The following is a 16,546-nucleotide window of genomic DNA, read 5'->3' on the forward strand; positions in this document are numbered from 1 at the left end:
GAGGAGTGGCAGAGCTAGGTTTCGCGCTTGCCAGTGCCGATCGCGTCCACGTAGTCCCCGACTAGAGCATCGAGGGTGGAGAGAGCCACGTCGACTACCTCTGGTCCGAGCAGGACGCGGACCTCCGGGTTCGGAACTCGGTGTCCGCGATGCAGGGGGTTGCGACACGGCACAAGTGCATACTGCTCCAGCGTGATCCACTCGCTGTGGACGTTAGCGCTCATAGGTGCGAAAACGAGCCTGTACTCGTCTTCGAGCCCTATGGCATAGGCCATGCTCCTCACATCAGTTCCAGCAAAGTTCCCCTCCACGCTGATATCCTGGAACTCCTCCATTAGATCACGCTCAAGAAGGCCTTCCATTGACTTGATAGTCTCGTCGAGTCCGTCGACTGGCGCCGGTAGATTGTCCCGAAATTCCCGTAGGTGCAGTACCTGAAGTTTGAGGTGACCGCGACCGTAGTCTTTGAACTTCGTAAACAAATCGGGATCATCCTTGTGGACGAGCCACTTCTGAATAATTCGCCCCTCGATGAGGCTGCGAACAATCGACGCGCCATGTTCGGCGGACCAAAGCCCGGGGAATTGTATCATCAACTCCGTGGCGCGTAGATGTCGGTGAGCGATTCCCGTGAGGACCTCGTTTCGGTCCGGAATGTAAAGATCGGGGTCGGCTGCTTGATGCGCGTCCAGGAATCGCTGATGGATTTCTCCCAGCCGTTCTGCCCAGGCGCGCTGTGCAACTCGCCAGCCAGCCTCAGGGTTCTCGGACTCGTCTGTGGCTGGACCTTCCTCACCGATCCGGGCGTCGGCGGGCTCATCCGCAGCTTCAGTTTCCTTTTGGCATGCATAGAGCCGCCAGTTGCTGCGCCAGAACGATACGGCCCAGCACTGGATGTCAGCCGAGTAGCCGTTTGTCCCGGTGCTGCCCCACAGGACACCGAACATGGCGCGCATCGATGCCTCGACCTGCCGGCACTCGTCACGGGTGAGCTCATTGGGGTACCTCGTCAACATGTGGAGGAAGGTGACATTCTCACCGAACGAGACCTTTCCCGCTTGCATGAACGCGCGGGTATAGAGCACCTTGGCCCGTGTGGCTACGTCGTTCTGGCCATGCCAGGCTGCGATGGTCGTGCGCCGTAGGAACTCCTCGGGCGGTTCGCGCGAGACGGGCTCTTCATGTCCGCGCCACCCGTCGAGGATCCAAGCACCAGGAAGGTCTTGGTAGTTGGCCATGGCTCGGGCAAACGGCCAGGGGAAGGCCTCTTCGTAGAGGCCGCCTATTTTGAGGGCATCGATTGCAGCGGTGCGGCTCGCCTGGGGTATCGCGTCAAATGACTGCAGGGTGCCGTCTAGCACGGGACCGACGCTCCTTACCTCATCGCCCGTCCGGTCCACCTCGACCCCGTTCGAGTCGAAGAAGTCTTGGAGTCTGTCAAGGGTGCCGGTAATGACGCCTGTGCCCTGGTCGATGCCGTGGTTGTGTAGTACGGCACACATCCAAATCAGATTCGGGTAGACATCACGGAGCCACGGGATGCTCGTAATCGGTGTACCGATACTGTTCATCGGCGCAGTGAACTTCTTGCCCTTGCGCTTGTGGTCGGCAAGCGCGCTGTGTCCGCCGGCACTCTTTCGCTTGTTCCTGGACCTACGGCCGCTGGTCATGTGGAGGCTTCCATGTGGAGGCTCTTCGTGGGCGAGCTGGCCGAACAGCTGGGCGAGGATGACGTTGATCTGTCGTGTAGACGGAGTCGGCTACCCGGTGATGTCTGGCCGGTCGCGTCTTCCCGGCGCCGGTCGCCATCTGGATCAACGAGCGGTCGAACCGCTGCTGCGCCAGGGACTGCTCGGTGCCCGTGATCGCCATGATCTGCGCGGGCCGCAACGGTGCCTCGTCGAGTTCCGGCAGGGCCTGGACCTTGGCCCGCCACGTCGGATGCTCGGGGTCTGCGTCGGCGTCGCAGCACGCGGGCGACCGTGGATGGCTTGGGAAAGTTGAAGATCTTCCCGGCCCGCGGGTCCGGGTCGTGCCCGTTGGTGAAATGAGTCTCGGATCCGGACGCCTCGAACACGAACGGCAGGCGATCCTGCACCACCACAGCGCGCTTGCGGTGCGCCTCGGGCAGACCGGTCGCGTACATCGCTGACTGCCACTCGACACCCGACAGAGCCGTGCCCATGGGCTTGGCCTCGATGACGCCGACGACTTTCTTGTCGACGTACAACAGGTAGTCCACCCGGCCATGCCCCTGGGCCATGACGACCTCGCGCACAGCGATGCCAAGTCCAGCGAACAGGTTCAAGGCTTTGCTGTCCTGGACGAGCCACCCGGCGGCCTGAAGCTGAGCGTCAACAAGCACCCGAGCGCGCTGCTCAGCAGGGAGTCGGGACGCGTCATCTGCCACGGACATGGCAACACAGTAGTGCCGACCGGTACCCTCGGTGTCCGATTTGCACTGCGCGACGGGTGAAATGCGCTCCTGGTGCGAGCCGACACTGTGGTTGCTTCGGCCCGCGTGATGCGGTGGATCGATCCGACGGCGCCTGCAACGCTAATCAGTTGCGTACAAAAGGAAGATGACCCTTAGGCCCAATCGGTCACTGGCTCCATGAGCCGTGAAGAAGGCTGCGGCAGCCGCCATGACATCTCCTGCGTACCCGTCGCGAAGAGCGAGGATCGGAGACTGGCCGCCAAGGACCGGGTTCTTACCGAGGAACCAAGCCCGCGCGGTCTCCTTGGACTCGCCTTCCGCGATCATCACCCAAGCTCGGTAGGCGGCCCGGATGCGATCCTCAGCACCCAGAGCGGGTCTCACGTCCTCAGCCGACCCGTACGGTGATCTGCTGTCCCGACTTCCTGCCAGCGCCGCGACAACGGTTGTTCCGGGGTGCGCGTCCAACTGGTCAACACGTTGCAAAGCGTTAGCCATGCAGCATAGGTGGAGGATCGTGCAATCTAGGCTGTCTCGACAAGTGGGTCAGACCTGCATGTCCACGAACCGCGCATAGTGCCCCTGGAACGCGACGGTGATCGTGTCGGTCGGGCCGTTTCGGTGCTTGGCCACGATCAGGTCGGCCTCGCCGGCTCGCGGAGACTCCTTCTCGTACGCGTCCTCGCGGTGGAGCAGGATGACCATGTCGGCGTCCTGCTCAATTGACCCAGATTCACGCAAATCCGACATAGCGGGCTTCTTGTCCGTGCGCTGCTCAGCGCCACGGTTCAGCTGCGAGATCGCGATGACCGGGACCTCGAGCTCCTTCGCGAGGAGCTTGAGCGCACGGGAGAACTCGGAGACCTCCTGCTGGCGGGACTCGACGCGCTTGCCGGACGTCATGAGCTGGAGGTAGTCGATCACGACGAGCTTGAGGTCGTGCTTCTGCTTGAGCCGACGGCACTTGGCGCGGATCTCCATGAGCGACATGTTGGGCGAGTCGTCGATGAAGAGCGGCGCCTCGGAGATCTTGCCCATGGTGCCGGCGAGCTTCTGCCAGTCGTCCTCCCCCATGGAGCCGTTGCGCATCTTCTGCAGGTGGATGCGCGCCTCGGCAGCCAGCAGACGCATCGTGATCTCGTTGCGGCTCATCTCGAGCGAGAACACGACGGACGTCATGTTGTGCTTTATGGAAGCACTCCTAACAATGTCGATTCCCAGCGTCGACTTGCCGATCGCCGGGCGTGCCGCGATCACGATCATCTGCCCGGGGTGCAGCCCGTTGGTCAGCCGGTCGAGGTCGGCGAAGCCCGTCGGCACCCCGACCATGCCCTCGCCGCGGTGCCCGGCGGCCTCGATCTCGTCGACGGTCCCGCCGATGACCTCGCCCAGGACGATATAGTCCTCGGCCGTGCGCCGCTCGGTGACCGCGTAGACCTCGGCCTGCGCGTTGTTCACGACGTCGTCGACGTCGCCGCCGTCGGTCGCGTACCCGAGCTGCACGATGCGCGTCCCGGCCTCGACGAGGCGGCGCAGCACCGCACGCTCGCGCACGATGCGTGCGTAGTAGCCCGCGTTCGCGGCGGTGGGGACCATGGCCATGAGGTCGTGGATGTAGGGCGCGCCACCGATCCGGCCCAGCTCGCCGCGGCGCGTCAGCTCGGCGACGACCGTGATGGCGTCGGCGGGCTCGCCGCGCCCGTAGAGGTCGATGATGACGTCGTAGATCGACTCGTGCGCCGGCTTGTAGAAGTCGGTGCCACGGATCTGCTCGATCACGTCCGCGATGGCGTCCTTGGACAGGAGCATGCCGCCGAGGACGCTCTGCTCGGCCGCGATGTCCTGCGGCGGGGTGCGGTCGAACCCGGGACCGCCGCTGCCTGCGGGTGGTCCGAAGCTCGACTCGAGCTCGTCGATCGACATGCGGGCCCCTCACTCCCCCGGCATGGCCGGGTATCGTCCTGCGTCGCACATCTGTTCTACTCCGGCCCACCGACACGTCTTGAGCCCGCGTCGTCGAGGGGTGTCGTGTGGTGCTGCACCGTCGACCGTCCGTAGGCCCGAGCATGCACGACTCAGCGACAGTAGATCGCGCTTCCATCCCCCGCAAACGACCCTGTTCACAGAGGTGTGGACAGCCTGTGGACAGACCCCGCCAGCCTGTTCACAGCCATGTGGACAACCATGTGGACAACTGACGAGTTGTCCCCTGTACACGCCCATGAGCAGCCTGTTCACTAGGCTCAGGGGTGTGGACGAAAGAAATTCCGGCGACACGCCGCACGCACGCCAGCCAGCTCCCGGTCAGCCCTCCGACGCCGGTCGTTCACCCCGTTCACCCGAGGACCGCTCCCCGGTCACCGACGGCGCTTCGCACCGGCCGCCGTCGTCCACAGGGGACGCTCCGCCGAGCCGTCGCCTCATCGACAAGCAGATCCTGGCCCTCGCGGTGCCCGCCCTGGGGGCGCTCGTCGCGGAGCCGATCTTCGTGCTCGTGGACAGCGCCGTCGTCGGGCACCTGGGGACCGCCGAGCTGGCCGGGCTCTCCCTGGCCTCCACGGTCCTGCTGACCCTCGTGGGACTGTGCGTCTTCCTCGCGTACGCGACCACCGCGGCCGTGGCCCGGCGCATCGGCGCGGGCCACCGGCGCGAAGCCCTCCAGTCGGGGATCGACGGCATGTGGCTCGCGCTCGGCCTGGGCCTGGTCCTCGCGGCGACCCTGTGGATCGGGGGCGGCTGGGCGATCGGCGCGATGGGTGGCACGGGCGAGGTGGCCGAGCATGCGCTGGTGTACCTGCGCTGGTCGGGCCTGGGCCTGCCCGGCATGCTCGTCGTCCTGGCGTCCACGGGCGTGCTGCGCGGCCTGCAGGACACCCGTACTCCCCTCTACGTCGCCGCGGGCGGCGCGACGTTCAACGCCGTCCTCAACGTCGTCCTCGTGTACGGCGTGGGCCTCGGCATCGCGGGCTCGGGCATCGGGACGGCCGTCGCGCAGCTCACCATGGGCGCGGTGCTCGGCGTCGTCGTCGTGCGCGGTGCCCGGCGCGAGGGCGCGTCCCTGCGCCCCGCCGCGGGCGGCATCTGGTCCAACGCGCGCGCGGGCGCGCCGCTGTTCGTGCGCACGCTCTCGCTGCGCCTCGCGATCCTCCTGACGGTCTTCGTCGCGACCGGGCTCGGGGAGGTCACGCTCGCGGGCTACCAGGTGGTCGCGTCGGTGTGGGGGCTCGCGGCGTTCGCGCTCGACGCCCTCGCGATCGCCGCGCAGGCCCTCGTGGGCCACGGCCTGGGCGCGGGTGACCGGTCGCACGTCCGTTCGGTGCTGCGCCGAACGCTCCAGTGGGGCGTCGCGGCGGGCGCGCTGCTGGGCCTCGTCATGGCCGTGGGCGGCTGGTGGTTCGCGCTGTTCTTCACGTCCGACCCGGACGTCCGCACCGCCGTCGCGCTCGGCATGGCCGTGTGCGGCCTGCTGCTGCCCATGGCGGGGTGGGTGTTCGTCCTGGACGGCGTGCTCATCGGTGCCGGGGACGGCCGCTACCTCGCGTGGGCGGGCATGGTCACGTTCGTCGTGTACGTGCCGTTCGCGCTGGCGGTCCGCGCTCTCGCGCCCGACGGCGCCGCGGGCCTCGCGTGGTTGTGGGCGGCCTTCGCGGGGGTCTTCATGGCGGCGCGCGCGCTGACCACGGGGCTGCGTGCGCGCAGCGACCGGTGGATGGTCACCGGGGCGTGAACGTTCTGACAGACCGGTCCAGGGAACGCCGACGGCCCGGCCCCCTCCGCAGAGGGGACCGGGCCGTCGGGTGAGATCTCCGATCCATCCATCCCTCACGGGACAGGGGCGATCAGTCGATCAGGCAGCCACCACGTTGACCGCGATGTTCGCCGAGACCTCGGCGTGCAGGCGGATGGTGACCGTGTACGAACCGGTCGACTTGATCGGCTGGCCGATCTCGATCTTGCGCTTGTCGACGGACGGGCCGCCGGCAGCCTTCACGGCCTCGGCGATGTCACCGGTGGTGACGGCACCGAACAGACGGCCGCCCTGGCCCGCCTTGGCCTGCACGACGACAGCCTTCGACTGCAGCGAGTCGCGCGTCGCCTTGGCCTCGTCGAGCGTCGCGATCTCGCGAGCCTTACGAGCCTTGCGGATCGCAGAGATCTGCGACTCGGCACCCTTGGACCATCCGGTCGCCAGGCCACGGGGCACGAGGAAGTTACGGGCGTACCCGTCCTTGACCTCGACCACGTCGCCGGGCTCGCCCAGGCCGGTGACCTCGTGGGTCAGAATGAGCTTTGCCATGTTCTATCCCCTCTCGATCAGCGTGCGGACGACGAGTACGGCAGGAGCGCCATCTCGCGAGCGTTCTTGACGGCACGTGCGATCTGACGCTGCTCCTGGACGGAGACGCCGGTCACGCGACGGGCACGGATCTTCCCGCGGTCGGAGATGAACTTCCGCAGCAGGGTCGTGTCCTTGTAGTCGACCGACTCGATCTTCGCCGACTTCAGGGGGTTGGACTTCTTCTTGGGCTTGCGCACCACTGGCTTCGCCATGGTGTTGCTCCTTCACAAGGTGCTATCCCCGGCCGGGGTGGGTGCCGTCGTCGGGCACCTGCCCCGCCGGGAAGGGTTTGTCTGGGGTGAGCGGTGACTAGAAGGGGGGCTCGTCCGAGAACGAGGACCCACCCGACGACGCGGGGCCAGCCGTGGCCCACGGGTCGTCGTTGTTCTGCTGGCCACCGCCGGAAGCGCTGAAACCACCGCCGCTCGAAGCACCGCCGCCGCCGAAACCGCCGCCGCCACCGAAGTTGCCGCCGCCCGAGCGCTGGGCCCGGGTGACCTTCGCGGAGGCGTACTTCAGGGAAGGACCGATCTCCTCCACCTGCAGCTCGACGACCGTGCGCTTCTCCCCCTCGCGGGTCTCGTACGAACGCTGGACCAGACGGCCCTGAACAACCACGCGCATGCCCTTGGTCAAGGACTCGGCGACGTTCTCCGCGGCCTCGCGCCAGATCGAGCAGCGCATGAACAGCGTGTCGCCGTCCTTCCACTCGTTGCTCTGGCGGTCGAAGGTGCGCGGCGTGGACGCCACGGTGAAGTTGGCGACGGCAGCCCCTGCGGGGGTGAAGCGAAGCTCCGGGTCCCCGGTCAGGTTTCCGACCACCGTGATGACGGTTTCACCAGCCATGCCAGCTCCTCATTGTTCGTTGCGTATCGAAGAAACTTCGAAGGGGATGACCCCCGTCCGCGGACATCCCACCACGTGCCACTGACGGCGCCCATGAGGACGCGCAGAGCACCGGGACGGCGCGAGGGAAGTCAGAAAGTGCGGGTGATCAGCGAGCGTCGGTGCGCAGGACCTTCGTGCGCAGGACGACCTCGTTGAGGCCGAGCTGACGGTCCAGCTCCTTGGCCGTGTCCGACGTCGAGGTGAAGTCGACGACGGCGTAGATGCCCTCGGACTTCTTGTTGATCTCGAAGGACAGGCGGCGACGGCCCCAGATGTCCACCTTGTCGACAGTGCCACCGTCGGTCTTGATGACCGTCAGGTACTTGTCGAGCGACGGAGCAACGGTGCGCTCCTCGATCTCGGGGTCGAGGATGATCATCAATTCGTACTGACGCATGCGGTTAACCCACCTCCTGCGGACTCAGCGGTCACGGTCTCTCCGTGACAGGAGGGTTGTGCGTCGCTGTGCCGTCCCCGCACTGATGGCAGCACGGATCGAGACACAGCAAGATCCCAAGGTACCCGGTCAGGGCCGGGGTCGGGAAATCTGGGTGCTACCCCTGGGGCGGCCCCTTGGAGACGACGAGGGTGACCGTGCTGCCCGGTGGGACCTTCTGGCCGGCCCCCGGCTCCACCCGGATCACCTGCCCCTTGGGCAGCTGGCTCTCCTCCTCGCGCACGGTGGAGACCAGGTTGGCACGTCGGATCACCGCCTCGGCAGCGCCTTGCGCCTGGCCGGTCACCTCGGGCACGACGACCTCGTTGGTCGGCAGGTTGTTCGGGTCCTGCCCCTTCGAGACGACGACCGCCACGGTCGTCCCCGGCGCGGCGGGCTGCCCCGCGCTGCCCACGCGGATGACGACGTCCTTCGCGACGTCCGCCGAGTACTCCTCGGTGAATGCCACGCGGAAGCCCAGCGCCTCGAGTGCCGCCCGAGCATCGGCCTTCGACCTGCCGACCAGGTCGGTCGGGATGGCTGTCTGGGTCTCAGGCTGCTCGGGCTCTTCGGGCTCGTCGACCGGCGGGATCTCCGTGGGGACCTCGCTCGGCGTCTCGGTCGGGACCGGCTTCTTGGGCGTGTACTGCGGGAACTCCTGCACCTCGGCGTACTGCGGGAGCGCGATGACGCCCTCCATGTACTGCGTCCAGGCGTCCACGGGCCAGGTTCCACCCGTGATGGACTTGCGGTAGTACTCGCCGAAGGGCTCGATCTGCTCCTGCGCCTGCGTCTCGGGGTTGGTCTGGTAGAGGCCGACGATGGTCGCGAGCTGGGGGATGTACCCGGTGAACCAGGCCGACTTGTTGTCGTTCGACGTTCCGGTCTTGCCCGCCACGGGCCGCTTGAGCGCCTTGGCCGGCGCACCCGAGGCGCCCTTGGCCTCGACGACCTGCGTCATGGCGTAGGTCGCGGCTGCCATGGTGTCCGGCTCGAAGACGCGCTCGTTGCGGCCCGCGGGCTCCCAGATCTCGGCGCCGCTGCTGAGCAGCTTGACGGACTGCACGACGTGCGGGGTCGACTCGAAGCCCTGCGCCGCGAACGTCGCGTAGGCGTGCGCGAGGTCGATCGGGTGGACCGAGGCCGTACCGAGCACGTTCGACGGGACGGGCTTGAGGTCCATGGTGTCGGCCGGGATCCCGGCCTTGACGGCCGCTTCGACCGTGGCCTCGGGGCCGACCTCCATGTTGAGCGCCGCGTAGACCGAGTTGATCGAGTTCGCGGTGGCCTTGACGAGGTCGACCTCACCGAACGTGCCGTTGTCGAAGTTCTTGACCCCCTTGCCCTTCTCGTAGAACCCGGGCACCTCGACGTCGTTGTTGCCGTCGTACCTCGCCGACAGGTCGATCCCCTGCTCGAGCGCCGCCACGAGCGTGAACGGCTTGAAGGTCGATCCGGCCTGCGCGATGCCGTCCGTCGCGGAGTTGAACGGCTTCGTCACGAAGTCCGGCCCGCCGTAGATGGCCTTGACCGCACCGTCGGCCGAGTCGATCGAGACGATCGACGGGCTCAGCCCCGCGTTGGCCGGGTGCTCGCCGTCTCGCGGGATCGTGCCCTCGGCGGTCGCGACCGCCAGGTCCTGCATGGCCTTGTCGATCGTCGTGACGATCGTGTAGCCCTTGGTGAACAGGTCCTCGGCGTCGCGGCCCGAGTTGGCCCACTCGTCCTGGACCATGTCCAGGAGGTAGCCCGCCTGGCCGCCCTTCGTGTTGGTGGCCGTGGCCTTCGGCAGGAGCGTGTCGACCGGGAAGGCGGCAGCGGCCTTCTCCTCCGGCGTGATCAGTCCCTGCTCACCCATGCGCCGGATCACGCGGTTCCACTTGGCCTCCGCGGTCTCGGGGTTGACCGCGGGGTCGTAGTTGTTCGGGCTCGGGATGACGGCCGAGATGAGCGCGGCCTGCGAGAGGGTGAGGTTGGCGGCCGGCACGCCGAAGTACGCCTGTGCCGCGGCCTCGATGCCGTGCGCGCCACGACCGAAGTAGATCGTGTTCAGGTAGTTCCCGAGGATCTCCTTCTTGTCCTCCTTCTGCGTCAGACGCAGGGCGAGCATCGCCTCGCGGAACTTGCCCGCGTAGCTGGAGATGGTCTCGTCGGAGTAGTAGCGCTCCGCGTACTGCTGCGTGATCGTCGACGCGCCCTGGCGCGGACCCCCGGTGACGTTGTTCAGCGCGGCGCGGGCCATGCCCTTGATGTCGACCCCGGAGTTCTCCCAGAACGTCGCGTCCTCGGACGCGACGACCGCGTTCCCGACGTACTCGGGCAGGCTGTCGAACGGGACGATCACGCGGTTCTCGACCTGGAAGGTCCCGATCTCGGTCACGCCGTCGGCGTAGTAGACGGTCGTCTTCTGCTGCTTCGCGTAGGCGGCTTCCTCGGGGACCGTCGTGGTGGCGTAGGCGGCGATGACGATGCCGGCGACCAGCGCGACGCCGGTCAGGAAGGTCCCGAGCAGCACGCGCCACGACGGGAGCCAGCGACGGAAGCTCTTGACGTGGGATCGGGGGTAGTTGAAGAAGCGACGCTTGCGCGCCGTGGTGCCCGTCCGCGCTGTGCTGGCGGTGCGCGCCGTGCCCTTCGTCTGCCTCGCGGAGCTCGCCACGGTTCACCTTCCTCTGGGGGTCACTTCAGGTCCGGACCGGACCGCGCTTCGCCCAAGGAGAGGACGACGGGGGACGCGGGACATGCATCGGACCACCCTGAACAATAGGCCGTCACCCCGTGAGGACAAGGGCCTCGCCAGCACGAATCGCATTGTTTCGCCACAGCCACGCGGCAGTTCCGCCAGTCCTTCACATCTGGCCGGACGCACCGGTCACACACACACCTCTATGCACCGACGCATTGCGCAGCGGTCCGATTGCACCTAGCCTGTCGATGTATCGACTCGATACATCGAGGAGATGACGCAGCCCGATCCGCCCTCCGCGGTGACAGCCTGACCGAGGAGGAGGTGCCATGGCACGCAGCCGTTCCGACGTGCTGGAGACCGCCATCCTCGGCCTCCTGAACGAGTCTCCGCTGCACGGGTACGAGCTCCGCAAGCGGCTCAACCTGTTGCTCGGTTCGTTCCGCGCCTTCTCCTACGGTTCCCTCTACCCGGCGCTCAAGGCGATGGTCGCGCACGGCCACATCGTCGGCACCGAGTCACCCACCACCCCTCCCCACGCGCTGTCCGGCAAGCGGGCACGCATCGTGTACCAGCTCACGGCCGAGGGCAAGGAGCGTCTCCAGACGGTCCTCGCGACCTCGGGTCCGGCAGCCTGGGAGGACGAGAGCTTCGACGTCCGGTTCGCGTTCTTCGCGCAGACCGACGCCGAGACCCGTCTCCGCATCCTCGAGGGTCGGCGCAGCCGGCTCACCGAGAGGTTGGAGTCGGTCAAGGAGTCCGCCGCCCGCACTCGCGAGCGCCTGGACGAATACACCCTTGAGCTGCAGCGTCACGGCCTGGAACAGGTCGAACGTGAGGTTCGCTGGCTCGACGGACTGATCACGACCGAGCGCGACCGTCGTCGCACCCGGCCGTCGAGCGGCCCCGAGAACCGTCACGGGCAAGACAACCACTAACTACGAAGCCGTCGGCGCGCAGCGCCCCCGGCACTGACAGCAAGGAGCGAGGATGTCCTCCATCCGCGTCGCCATCGTTGGCGTCGGAAACTGCGCATCTTCCCTGGTCCAGGGCGTGCACTACTACCGCGACGCTGACCCGAGCAGCACCGTGCCCGGACTGATGCACGTGCAGTTCGGTGACTACCACGTGTCCGACCTGGAGTTCGTCGCCGCTTTCGACGTCGACGCCAAGAAGGTCGGCTTCGACCTCTCGGAGGCCATCAACGCCTCGGAGAACAACACCATCAAGATCGCCGACGTGCCGCCGCTGGGCGTCACCGTCCAGCGTGGTGTGACGAACGACGGCCTCGGCAAGTACTACCGCGAGACCATCGAGGAGTCGGACGCCGAGCCGGTCGACATCGTCGCCGCGCTCAAGGAGTCGGGCGCTGACGTGCTCGTCTGCTACCTGCCGGTCGGTTCGGAGATCGCCGCGAAGTACTACGCGCAGTGCGCGATCGACGCGGGTGTCGCGTTCGTCAACGCCCTGCCGGTCTTCATCGCCTCCGACCCCGAGTGGGCCGCGAAGTTCGAGGCCGCCGGTGTCCCGATCGTCGGCGACGACATCAAGTCGCAGGTCGGCGCGACCATCACGCACCGCGTGCTCGCGAAGCTCTTCGAGGACCGCGGCGTCGTGCTGGACCGCACGTACCAGCTGAACGTCGGCGGCAACATGGACTTCAAGAACATGCTCGAGCGCACGCGCCTCGAGTCCAAGAAGATCTCGAAGACGCAGGCCGTGACGTCGAACCTCGAGGGTCCCCTCGGTGGCAAGACCGAGGACCGCAACGTCCACATCGGCCCGTCGGACTACGTCGCGTGGCTCGACGACCGCAAGTGGGCGTACGTCCGCCTCGAGGGCCGCGCGTTCGGCGAGGTGCCCCTGAACCTGGAGTACAAGCTCGAGGTCTGGGACTCCCCCAACTCGGCGGGCATCATCATCGACGCCGTGCGCGCCGCGAAGATCGCCAAGGACCGCGGCGTCGGTGGCCCGATCCTCTCGGCCTCGACGTACTTCATGAAGTCCCCGCCGGTCCAGATGGAGGACACGAAGGGCCGTGCGGCTCTGGAGGCCTTCATCTCCGGCGAGAACGAGCGCTGATCCGTAGCGAGCTCGCGAGTGCAGGACCAGCGCGACCGTAAGCACCTGCGCTGATCCGTAGCGAGCTCGCGAGCGCAGGACCAGCGCGACCGTAAGTACCTGCGCTGATCCGTAGCGAGCTCGCGAGCGCAGGACCAGCGCGACCGTAAGTAGTTGCGCTGACCTGACGGCTCATGAGGAGGGTCCGGGACCTGAGGGTCCCGGGCCCTCTTCGTATGCCCGACGGCGTCGCCCCCTGGGCACCGGCCGGCCCCCCGGGGGGCTGGGTTCGGACGAGATGGGTGCTTCCGCACGAGACGGGTCGCGCGGACCGTGGCCCAGAGACCGTCTCGGACCCGACCACCCGTCTCGCCGACAGGACCGGCCCCGCCACCCCGTGCCTACCCCATCCCGCCACCCCGTGCCCACCCCACCCCGGCACACCGGTACGCCCCCCGATCCGGGGCGCGCGCCGCCGTCGGGCCTTCCTGGGGCGGGGATCGCTCTCACCACCGCATACCCTGAACCGGTGGGTGTGATCTCGGAACTCGGTGTCCTGCTTCGGCTGCGCGACTTCAGGAAGCTCTTCGCGGTCCGGCTGGTCAGCCAGGCGGGCGACGGGATGTTCCAGGTCGGGCTGGCGTCGCTCCTCTTCTTCTCCCCGGAGTCCCAGGGGACGGCGGCCTCGATCGCCGCGGCGTTCGCGGTGATGCTGGCCCCGTTCACGATCGTGGGTCCGTTCGCGGGGGTCTTCCTGGACCGCTGGAGCCGCCGCCAGGTCCTGGTGTGGGGCAACGCGGTGCGCGTGGTCCTGACGGCCGCGACTGCGGTGCTCATGCTGACCACGGGGGTGACGCCGTGGATCTACGTGCTGGCGCTCGCGACGCTCTCGGTCAACCGCTTCCTGCTCGCGGGCCTGTCCGCGGGGCTGCCGCGCGTGGTCGACGGCCCGCTGCTGCTGACGGCCAACTCGCTGACCCCCACGCTGGGCGCCGCGGCGGCGTTCGTGGGCGGTGGCATCGGCTTCCTGCTGAGCCTGACGTTCGAGCCGGGGCGCCAGAAGGACTCGGTCGCGCTCGTGTGCGCGGCCCTCGTGTTCGGGGCGGCGTCGTTGCTGGCGCTGCGCATGTCGCGCGGGCTGCTGGGGCCGGACCGGCCCGCGGAGGCGGCGATCACGACGGAGATCGCGAAGGTCGCGCGCGGCCTCGCGGACGGCGCCCGCTATCTCGTCGCGCGCCGCACGCCGGGCCAGGCCCTCGTGGTCATGGCGACGCACCGGTTCCTGTACGGGGTCACGTTCATCGCGTCGATCCTCATCTCGCGCAACCTGCTCTCCGACCCGGGCAACACGAACGCGGGTCTGGCGACGTTCGCGACGGTCGTGGGCCTCACGGGGGTCGGTGGCGCGCTCGCCGTCGTGCTGACCCCGACGTTGTCGCGGTACACGGGTCCGCACCTGTGGATCGCGCTGATGCTGGGTCTGGCCGCGATGAGCCAGCTCCTGCTGGCCACGACGCCCTCGCGCACGGTCGTGTTCGCGGGCGCCCTGCTGCTGGGTCTTGCGGCGCAGGCGACGAAGATCGCGGTGGACACGATCGTGCAGCGCGACACGGCCGACGCCTTCCGCGGGAGGGCCTTCGCGTTCTACGACGTCCTGTACAACGCGGCGTTCGTGGGCGCGGCGGCCCTCGCGGCGTTCACGCTGCCGGACACGGGGTACTCGCGCCCGGTCTTCGTGGTCCTCGCGGTCGCCTACGCGGGGGCTGCGCTGGTCTTCGGCCGCTTCGGGGCGCGTCACGCGGCGGGGCCCGACGGCGACGCTCCCCTTCCCGAGGCGGCTCCGGACGGACGCCCTGCGGCGGGGTGAGGTAGCCCACCCGCTCGTCCTCCGCGCGGCCCCGGTGCCGCGGCGACCCGCCGTCGTGGCGCCGATGAGTCCTGCCCGGAAAAGGAGTCGTCAGGACCGGGGGAATATCCGAGGATGGTTCAGCGTAGTTCTCGTAGGGCGTACGACATCCTGATGGACGCTCCCCCCACCTCGCTGCGCACTTCCCCGTCGCGCGTGCGCACCGACCCACAGGAGAGCCATGCAGGTACCGCAGAGCACCGCCCCGTCCTTACCCGTCTCGGAGAAGCTGTCACGGGAGAACTTCCTCGTGATCGCGCTCCTCCTCGTCTCTGCGTCGGTCGTCATCCTCAACGAGACGACCATGGGCGTCGCGCTGCCTCACCTCATGGAGGAGATGGACATCACGGCGTCGACCGGCCAGTGGCTGACCACGGCCTTCATGCTCACGATGGCGGTCGTCATCCCGGCGACGGGCTTCCTGCTCCAGCGTCTCGGGACGCGCGGGGCGTTCCTGCTCGCGATGTCGCTGTTCAGCGCGGGCACGGCCCTGGCCGCGTTCGCGCCGGGCTTCGGCTGGCTCCTCGGGGCCCGCGTCGTGCAGGCGTCGGGCACGGCGATCATGATGCCGCTGCTCATGACGACGATCATGACGCTCGTCCCGCCGTCGGCCCGTGGCCGGATCATGGGCAACGTCGCGATCGTCATGGCCGCGGCGCCGGCCCTCGGCCCCACGCTGTCCGGCCTGGTCCTGGAGACCCTGTCCTGGCGCTGGATCTTCGGCCTCGTGCTGCCGATCGCCCTCGTCGCCCTCGTGTTCGGCGCGAAGTACGTCAAGGACTCGGCCGACCGTACGCACACGCGCCTCGACCCGCTGTCGCTGTTCCTCGCCGTCCTGGCTTTCGGCGGCTTGGTCTTCGGGCTGTCCAACCTGGGTGAGGCCGCGCGCGCCACGCCGGCCGTGCCCGTGTGGATCCCGCTCGTCGTCGGGCCCGTGTTCCTCGTGCTGTTCGTCGCGCGCCAGCTCGTGCTGCAGCGCCGCGACGCGGCGCTGCTCGACCTGCGCGTGTTCTCCTCGCGCGGATTCACGGTCTCGCTCGGCATCATGTCGGTCGCGATGATCGCGCTGTTCGGCTCGATCATCCTGCTGCCGCTGTACCTGCAGAGCTCGCTGGGGCTCGACCCGGTCTACACGGGTCTGATGATGCTGCCGGGCGGCCTGATCATGGGTCTGCTGGGCCCGACCGTCGGCCGCCTGTACGACCGCCTCGGCCCGCGCCCCCTGGTCCTGCCGGGGCTCAGCGCGGTCGCGGTCGCGCTCGCGGCGCTGACCACGGTCGGCGCGACGACGTCGCCGTGGTTCGTCCTGGGTGCGCACGTCGTGCTGAGCCTGGGCCTGGCCTTCGTGTTCACGCCGCTGTTCACGGGTGCGCTCTCGGCGCTCAAGCCGTCGCTGTACTCGCACGGCAGCGCCATGATCGGTACGGTGCAGCAGCTCGCGGGCGCGGCCGGGACGGCCCTGTTCATCGCCGTCATGACGTCGCACGAGGTCGCCAGGACCGCGGAGGGCGCGAGCCCGCAGGTCGCCCTCGCCGACGGTGTGTCCTCGGCGTTCGTCTGGGGTGCCGTGGTCATGCTCGTCGCGGTCGCGCTGTCGTTCCTGCTGCGCAGGCCGGCGGTCGTGGAGGCCCCGGCGATCCTGTCCGACGACGTCGCGCCCCTCGCGCAGGACGCTCCCGTCCTCGAGACGGCGGGCGAGGCGACCGAGCGCCGCTGACGGATCGACCGGTCCCGCAGGGGACCACGCACGAAGGGCGGGCGCCGTCGGTGCCCGCCCTTCGGCGTCTCGGCGT

General features: G+C 68.1%; 13 protein-coding genes and 1 pseudogene. 5 read left to right on the forward strand and 9 right to left on the reverse strand.

What is annotated here, in order from left to right; all coding sequences use genetic code 11:
- Positions 1-14: 14 nt before the first annotated feature.
- The 3 genes from H9640_RS13405 to dnaB all read right to left on the reverse strand — a co-directional run bounded on the left by H9640_RS13405 (position 15) and on the right by dnaB (position 4,360).
- Positions 15-1,670, reverse strand: coding sequence for a DUF5677 domain-containing protein (locus H9640_RS13405; protein WP_191791216.1), 1,656 nt, complete (start codon positions 1,668-1,670; stop codon positions 15-17).
- Complete coding sequence (locus H9640_RS13410) at positions 1,654-2,250, reverse strand: DEAD/DEAH box helicase family protein (protein WP_225227184.1); 597 nt, start codon at positions 2,248-2,250, stop codon at positions 1,654-1,656. The genes H9640_RS13405 and H9640_RS13410 overlap by 17 nt, the downstream gene beginning before the upstream one ends.
- 733 nt (positions 2,251-2,983) lie before the next feature.
- Positions 2,984-4,360 carry a replicative DNA helicase gene (dnaB, locus tag H9640_RS13415; protein WP_056654050.1) on the reverse strand — a complete coding sequence of 459 codons (1,377 nt, stop codon included), beginning with the start codon at positions 4,358-4,360 and terminating at the stop codon, positions 2,984-2,986.
- A 499-nt stretch (positions 4,361-4,859) separates the two neighbouring features.
- On the opposite strand from dnaB, the gene H9640_RS13420 reads away from it, so the two are divergent.
- Positions 4,860-6,164, forward strand: coding sequence for an MATE family efflux transporter (locus H9640_RS13420; protein WP_191791258.1), 1,305 nt, complete (start codon positions 4,860-4,862; stop codon positions 6,162-6,164).
- A gap of 120 nt (positions 6,165-6,284) precedes the next feature.
- On the opposite strand, the gene rplI is transcribed toward H9640_RS13420, so the two are convergent.
- The 5 genes from rplI to H9640_RS13445 form a co-directional block, all read right to left on the reverse strand.
- Positions 6,285-6,734, reverse strand: coding sequence for a 50S ribosomal protein L9 (gene rplI, locus H9640_RS13425; RefSeq protein ID WP_191791217.1), 450 nt, complete (start codon positions 6,732-6,734; stop codon positions 6,285-6,287).
- Positions 6,735-6,751: 17 nt separating this feature from the next.
- Positions 6,752-6,988, reverse strand: a complete 237-nt coding sequence (gene rpsR, locus H9640_RS13430; RefSeq protein WP_030152654.1) for a 30S ribosomal protein S18 — start codon at positions 6,986-6,988, stop codon at positions 6,752-6,754.
- A gap of 97 nt (positions 6,989-7,085) precedes the next feature.
- A complete protein-coding gene (locus tag H9640_RS13435; protein WP_191791218.1) occupies positions 7,086-7,622 on the reverse strand; it encodes a single-stranded DNA-binding protein in 537 nt (178 codons plus the stop codon).
- A 148-nt stretch (positions 7,623-7,770) separates the two neighbouring features.
- Positions 7,771-8,061, reverse strand: a complete 291-nt coding sequence (gene rpsF, locus H9640_RS13440; protein WP_030152648.1) for a 30S ribosomal protein S6 — start codon at positions 8,059-8,061, stop codon at positions 7,771-7,773.
- A 157-nt stretch (positions 8,062-8,218) separates the two neighbouring features.
- Complete coding sequence (locus H9640_RS13445; protein ID WP_191791219.1) at positions 8,219-10,759, reverse strand: transglycosylase domain-containing protein; 2,541 nt, start codon at positions 10,757-10,759, stop codon at positions 8,219-8,221.
- Between the two features lie 356 nt (positions 10,760-11,115).
- On the opposite strand from H9640_RS13445, the gene H9640_RS13450 reads away from it, so the two are divergent.
- Positions 11,116-11,724, forward strand: coding sequence for a PadR family transcriptional regulator (locus tag H9640_RS13450; protein ID WP_191791220.1), 609 nt, complete (start codon positions 11,116-11,118; stop codon positions 11,722-11,724).
- A 52-nt stretch (positions 11,725-11,776) separates the two neighbouring features.
- Positions 11,777-12,868 (forward strand): inositol-3-phosphate synthase, encoded by a 1,092-nt coding sequence (locus tag H9640_RS13455; protein ID WP_191791221.1) that lies wholly within the window; start codon positions 11,777-11,779, stop codon positions 12,866-12,868.
- A 50-nt stretch (positions 12,869-12,918) separates the two neighbouring features.
- Here H9640_RS13455 and H9640_RS19830 read toward each other — a convergent pair.
- Positions 12,919-13,161 (reverse strand): annotated as a pseudogene (locus H9640_RS19830) (hypothetical protein); the annotation flags it as partial.
- A gap of 215 nt (positions 13,162-13,376) precedes the next feature.
- On the opposite strand from H9640_RS19830, the gene H9640_RS13460 reads away from it, so the two are divergent.
- On the forward strand, positions 13,377-14,714 hold the full coding sequence (locus H9640_RS13460; RefSeq protein ID WP_307823895.1) for an MFS transporter: 1,338 nt from the start codon (positions 13,377-13,379) through the stop codon (positions 14,712-14,714).
- Between the two features lie 220 nt (positions 14,715-14,934).
- Complete coding sequence (locus H9640_RS13465; RefSeq protein WP_191791222.1) at positions 14,935-16,470, forward strand: MDR family MFS transporter; 1,536 nt, start codon at positions 14,935-14,937, stop codon at positions 16,468-16,470.
- The last annotated feature ends 76 nt before the right edge of the window (positions 16,471-16,546 follow it).

The sequence above is a fragment of the Oerskovia gallyi genome, assembly GCF_014836745.1.
In the GTDB taxonomy this organism is placed as follows: domain Bacteria; phylum Actinomycetota; class Actinomycetes; order Actinomycetales; family Cellulomonadaceae; genus Oerskovia; species Oerskovia paurometabola.

Excerpts from the sequence above, each read along its gene's own strand:
- H9640_RS13405 (WP_191791216.1), bottom strand. The coding sequence starts at position 1,670 with ATGACCAGCGGCCGTAGGTCCAGGAACAAGCGAAAGAGTGCCGGCGGA.
- H9640_RS13410 (WP_225227184.1), bottom strand. The coding sequence starts at position 2,250 with ATGGCCGGGTGGACTACCTGTTGTACGTCGACAAGAAAGTCGTCGGCG.
- dnaB (WP_056654050.1), bottom strand. The coding sequence starts at position 4,360 with ATGTCGATCGACGAGCTCGAGTCGAGCTTCGGACCACCCGCAGGCAGC.
- rplI (WP_191791217.1), bottom strand. The coding sequence starts at position 6,734 with ATGGCAAAGCTCATTCTGACCCACGAGGTCACCGGCCTGGGCGAGCCC.
- rpsR (WP_030152654.1), bottom strand. The coding sequence starts at position 6,988 with ATGGCGAAGCCAGTGGTGCGCAAGCCCAAGAAGAAGTCCAACCCCCTG.
- H9640_RS13435 (WP_191791218.1), bottom strand. The coding sequence starts at position 7,622 with ATGGCTGGTGAAACCGTCATCACGGTGGTCGGAAACCTGACCGGGGAC.
- rpsF (WP_030152648.1), bottom strand. The coding sequence starts at position 8,061 with ATGCGTCAGTACGAATTGATGATCATCCTCGACCCCGAGATCGAGGAG.
- H9640_RS13450 (WP_191791220.1), top strand. The coding sequence starts at position 11,116 with ATGGCACGCAGCCGTTCCGACGTGCTGGAGACCGCCATCCTCGGCCTC.
- H9640_RS13455 (WP_191791221.1), top strand. The coding sequence starts at position 11,777 with ATGTCCTCCATCCGCGTCGCCATCGTTGGCGTCGGAAACTGCGCATCT.
- H9640_RS13465 (WP_191791222.1), top strand. The coding sequence starts at position 14,935 with ATGCAGGTACCGCAGAGCACCGCCCCGTCCTTACCCGTCTCGGAGAAG.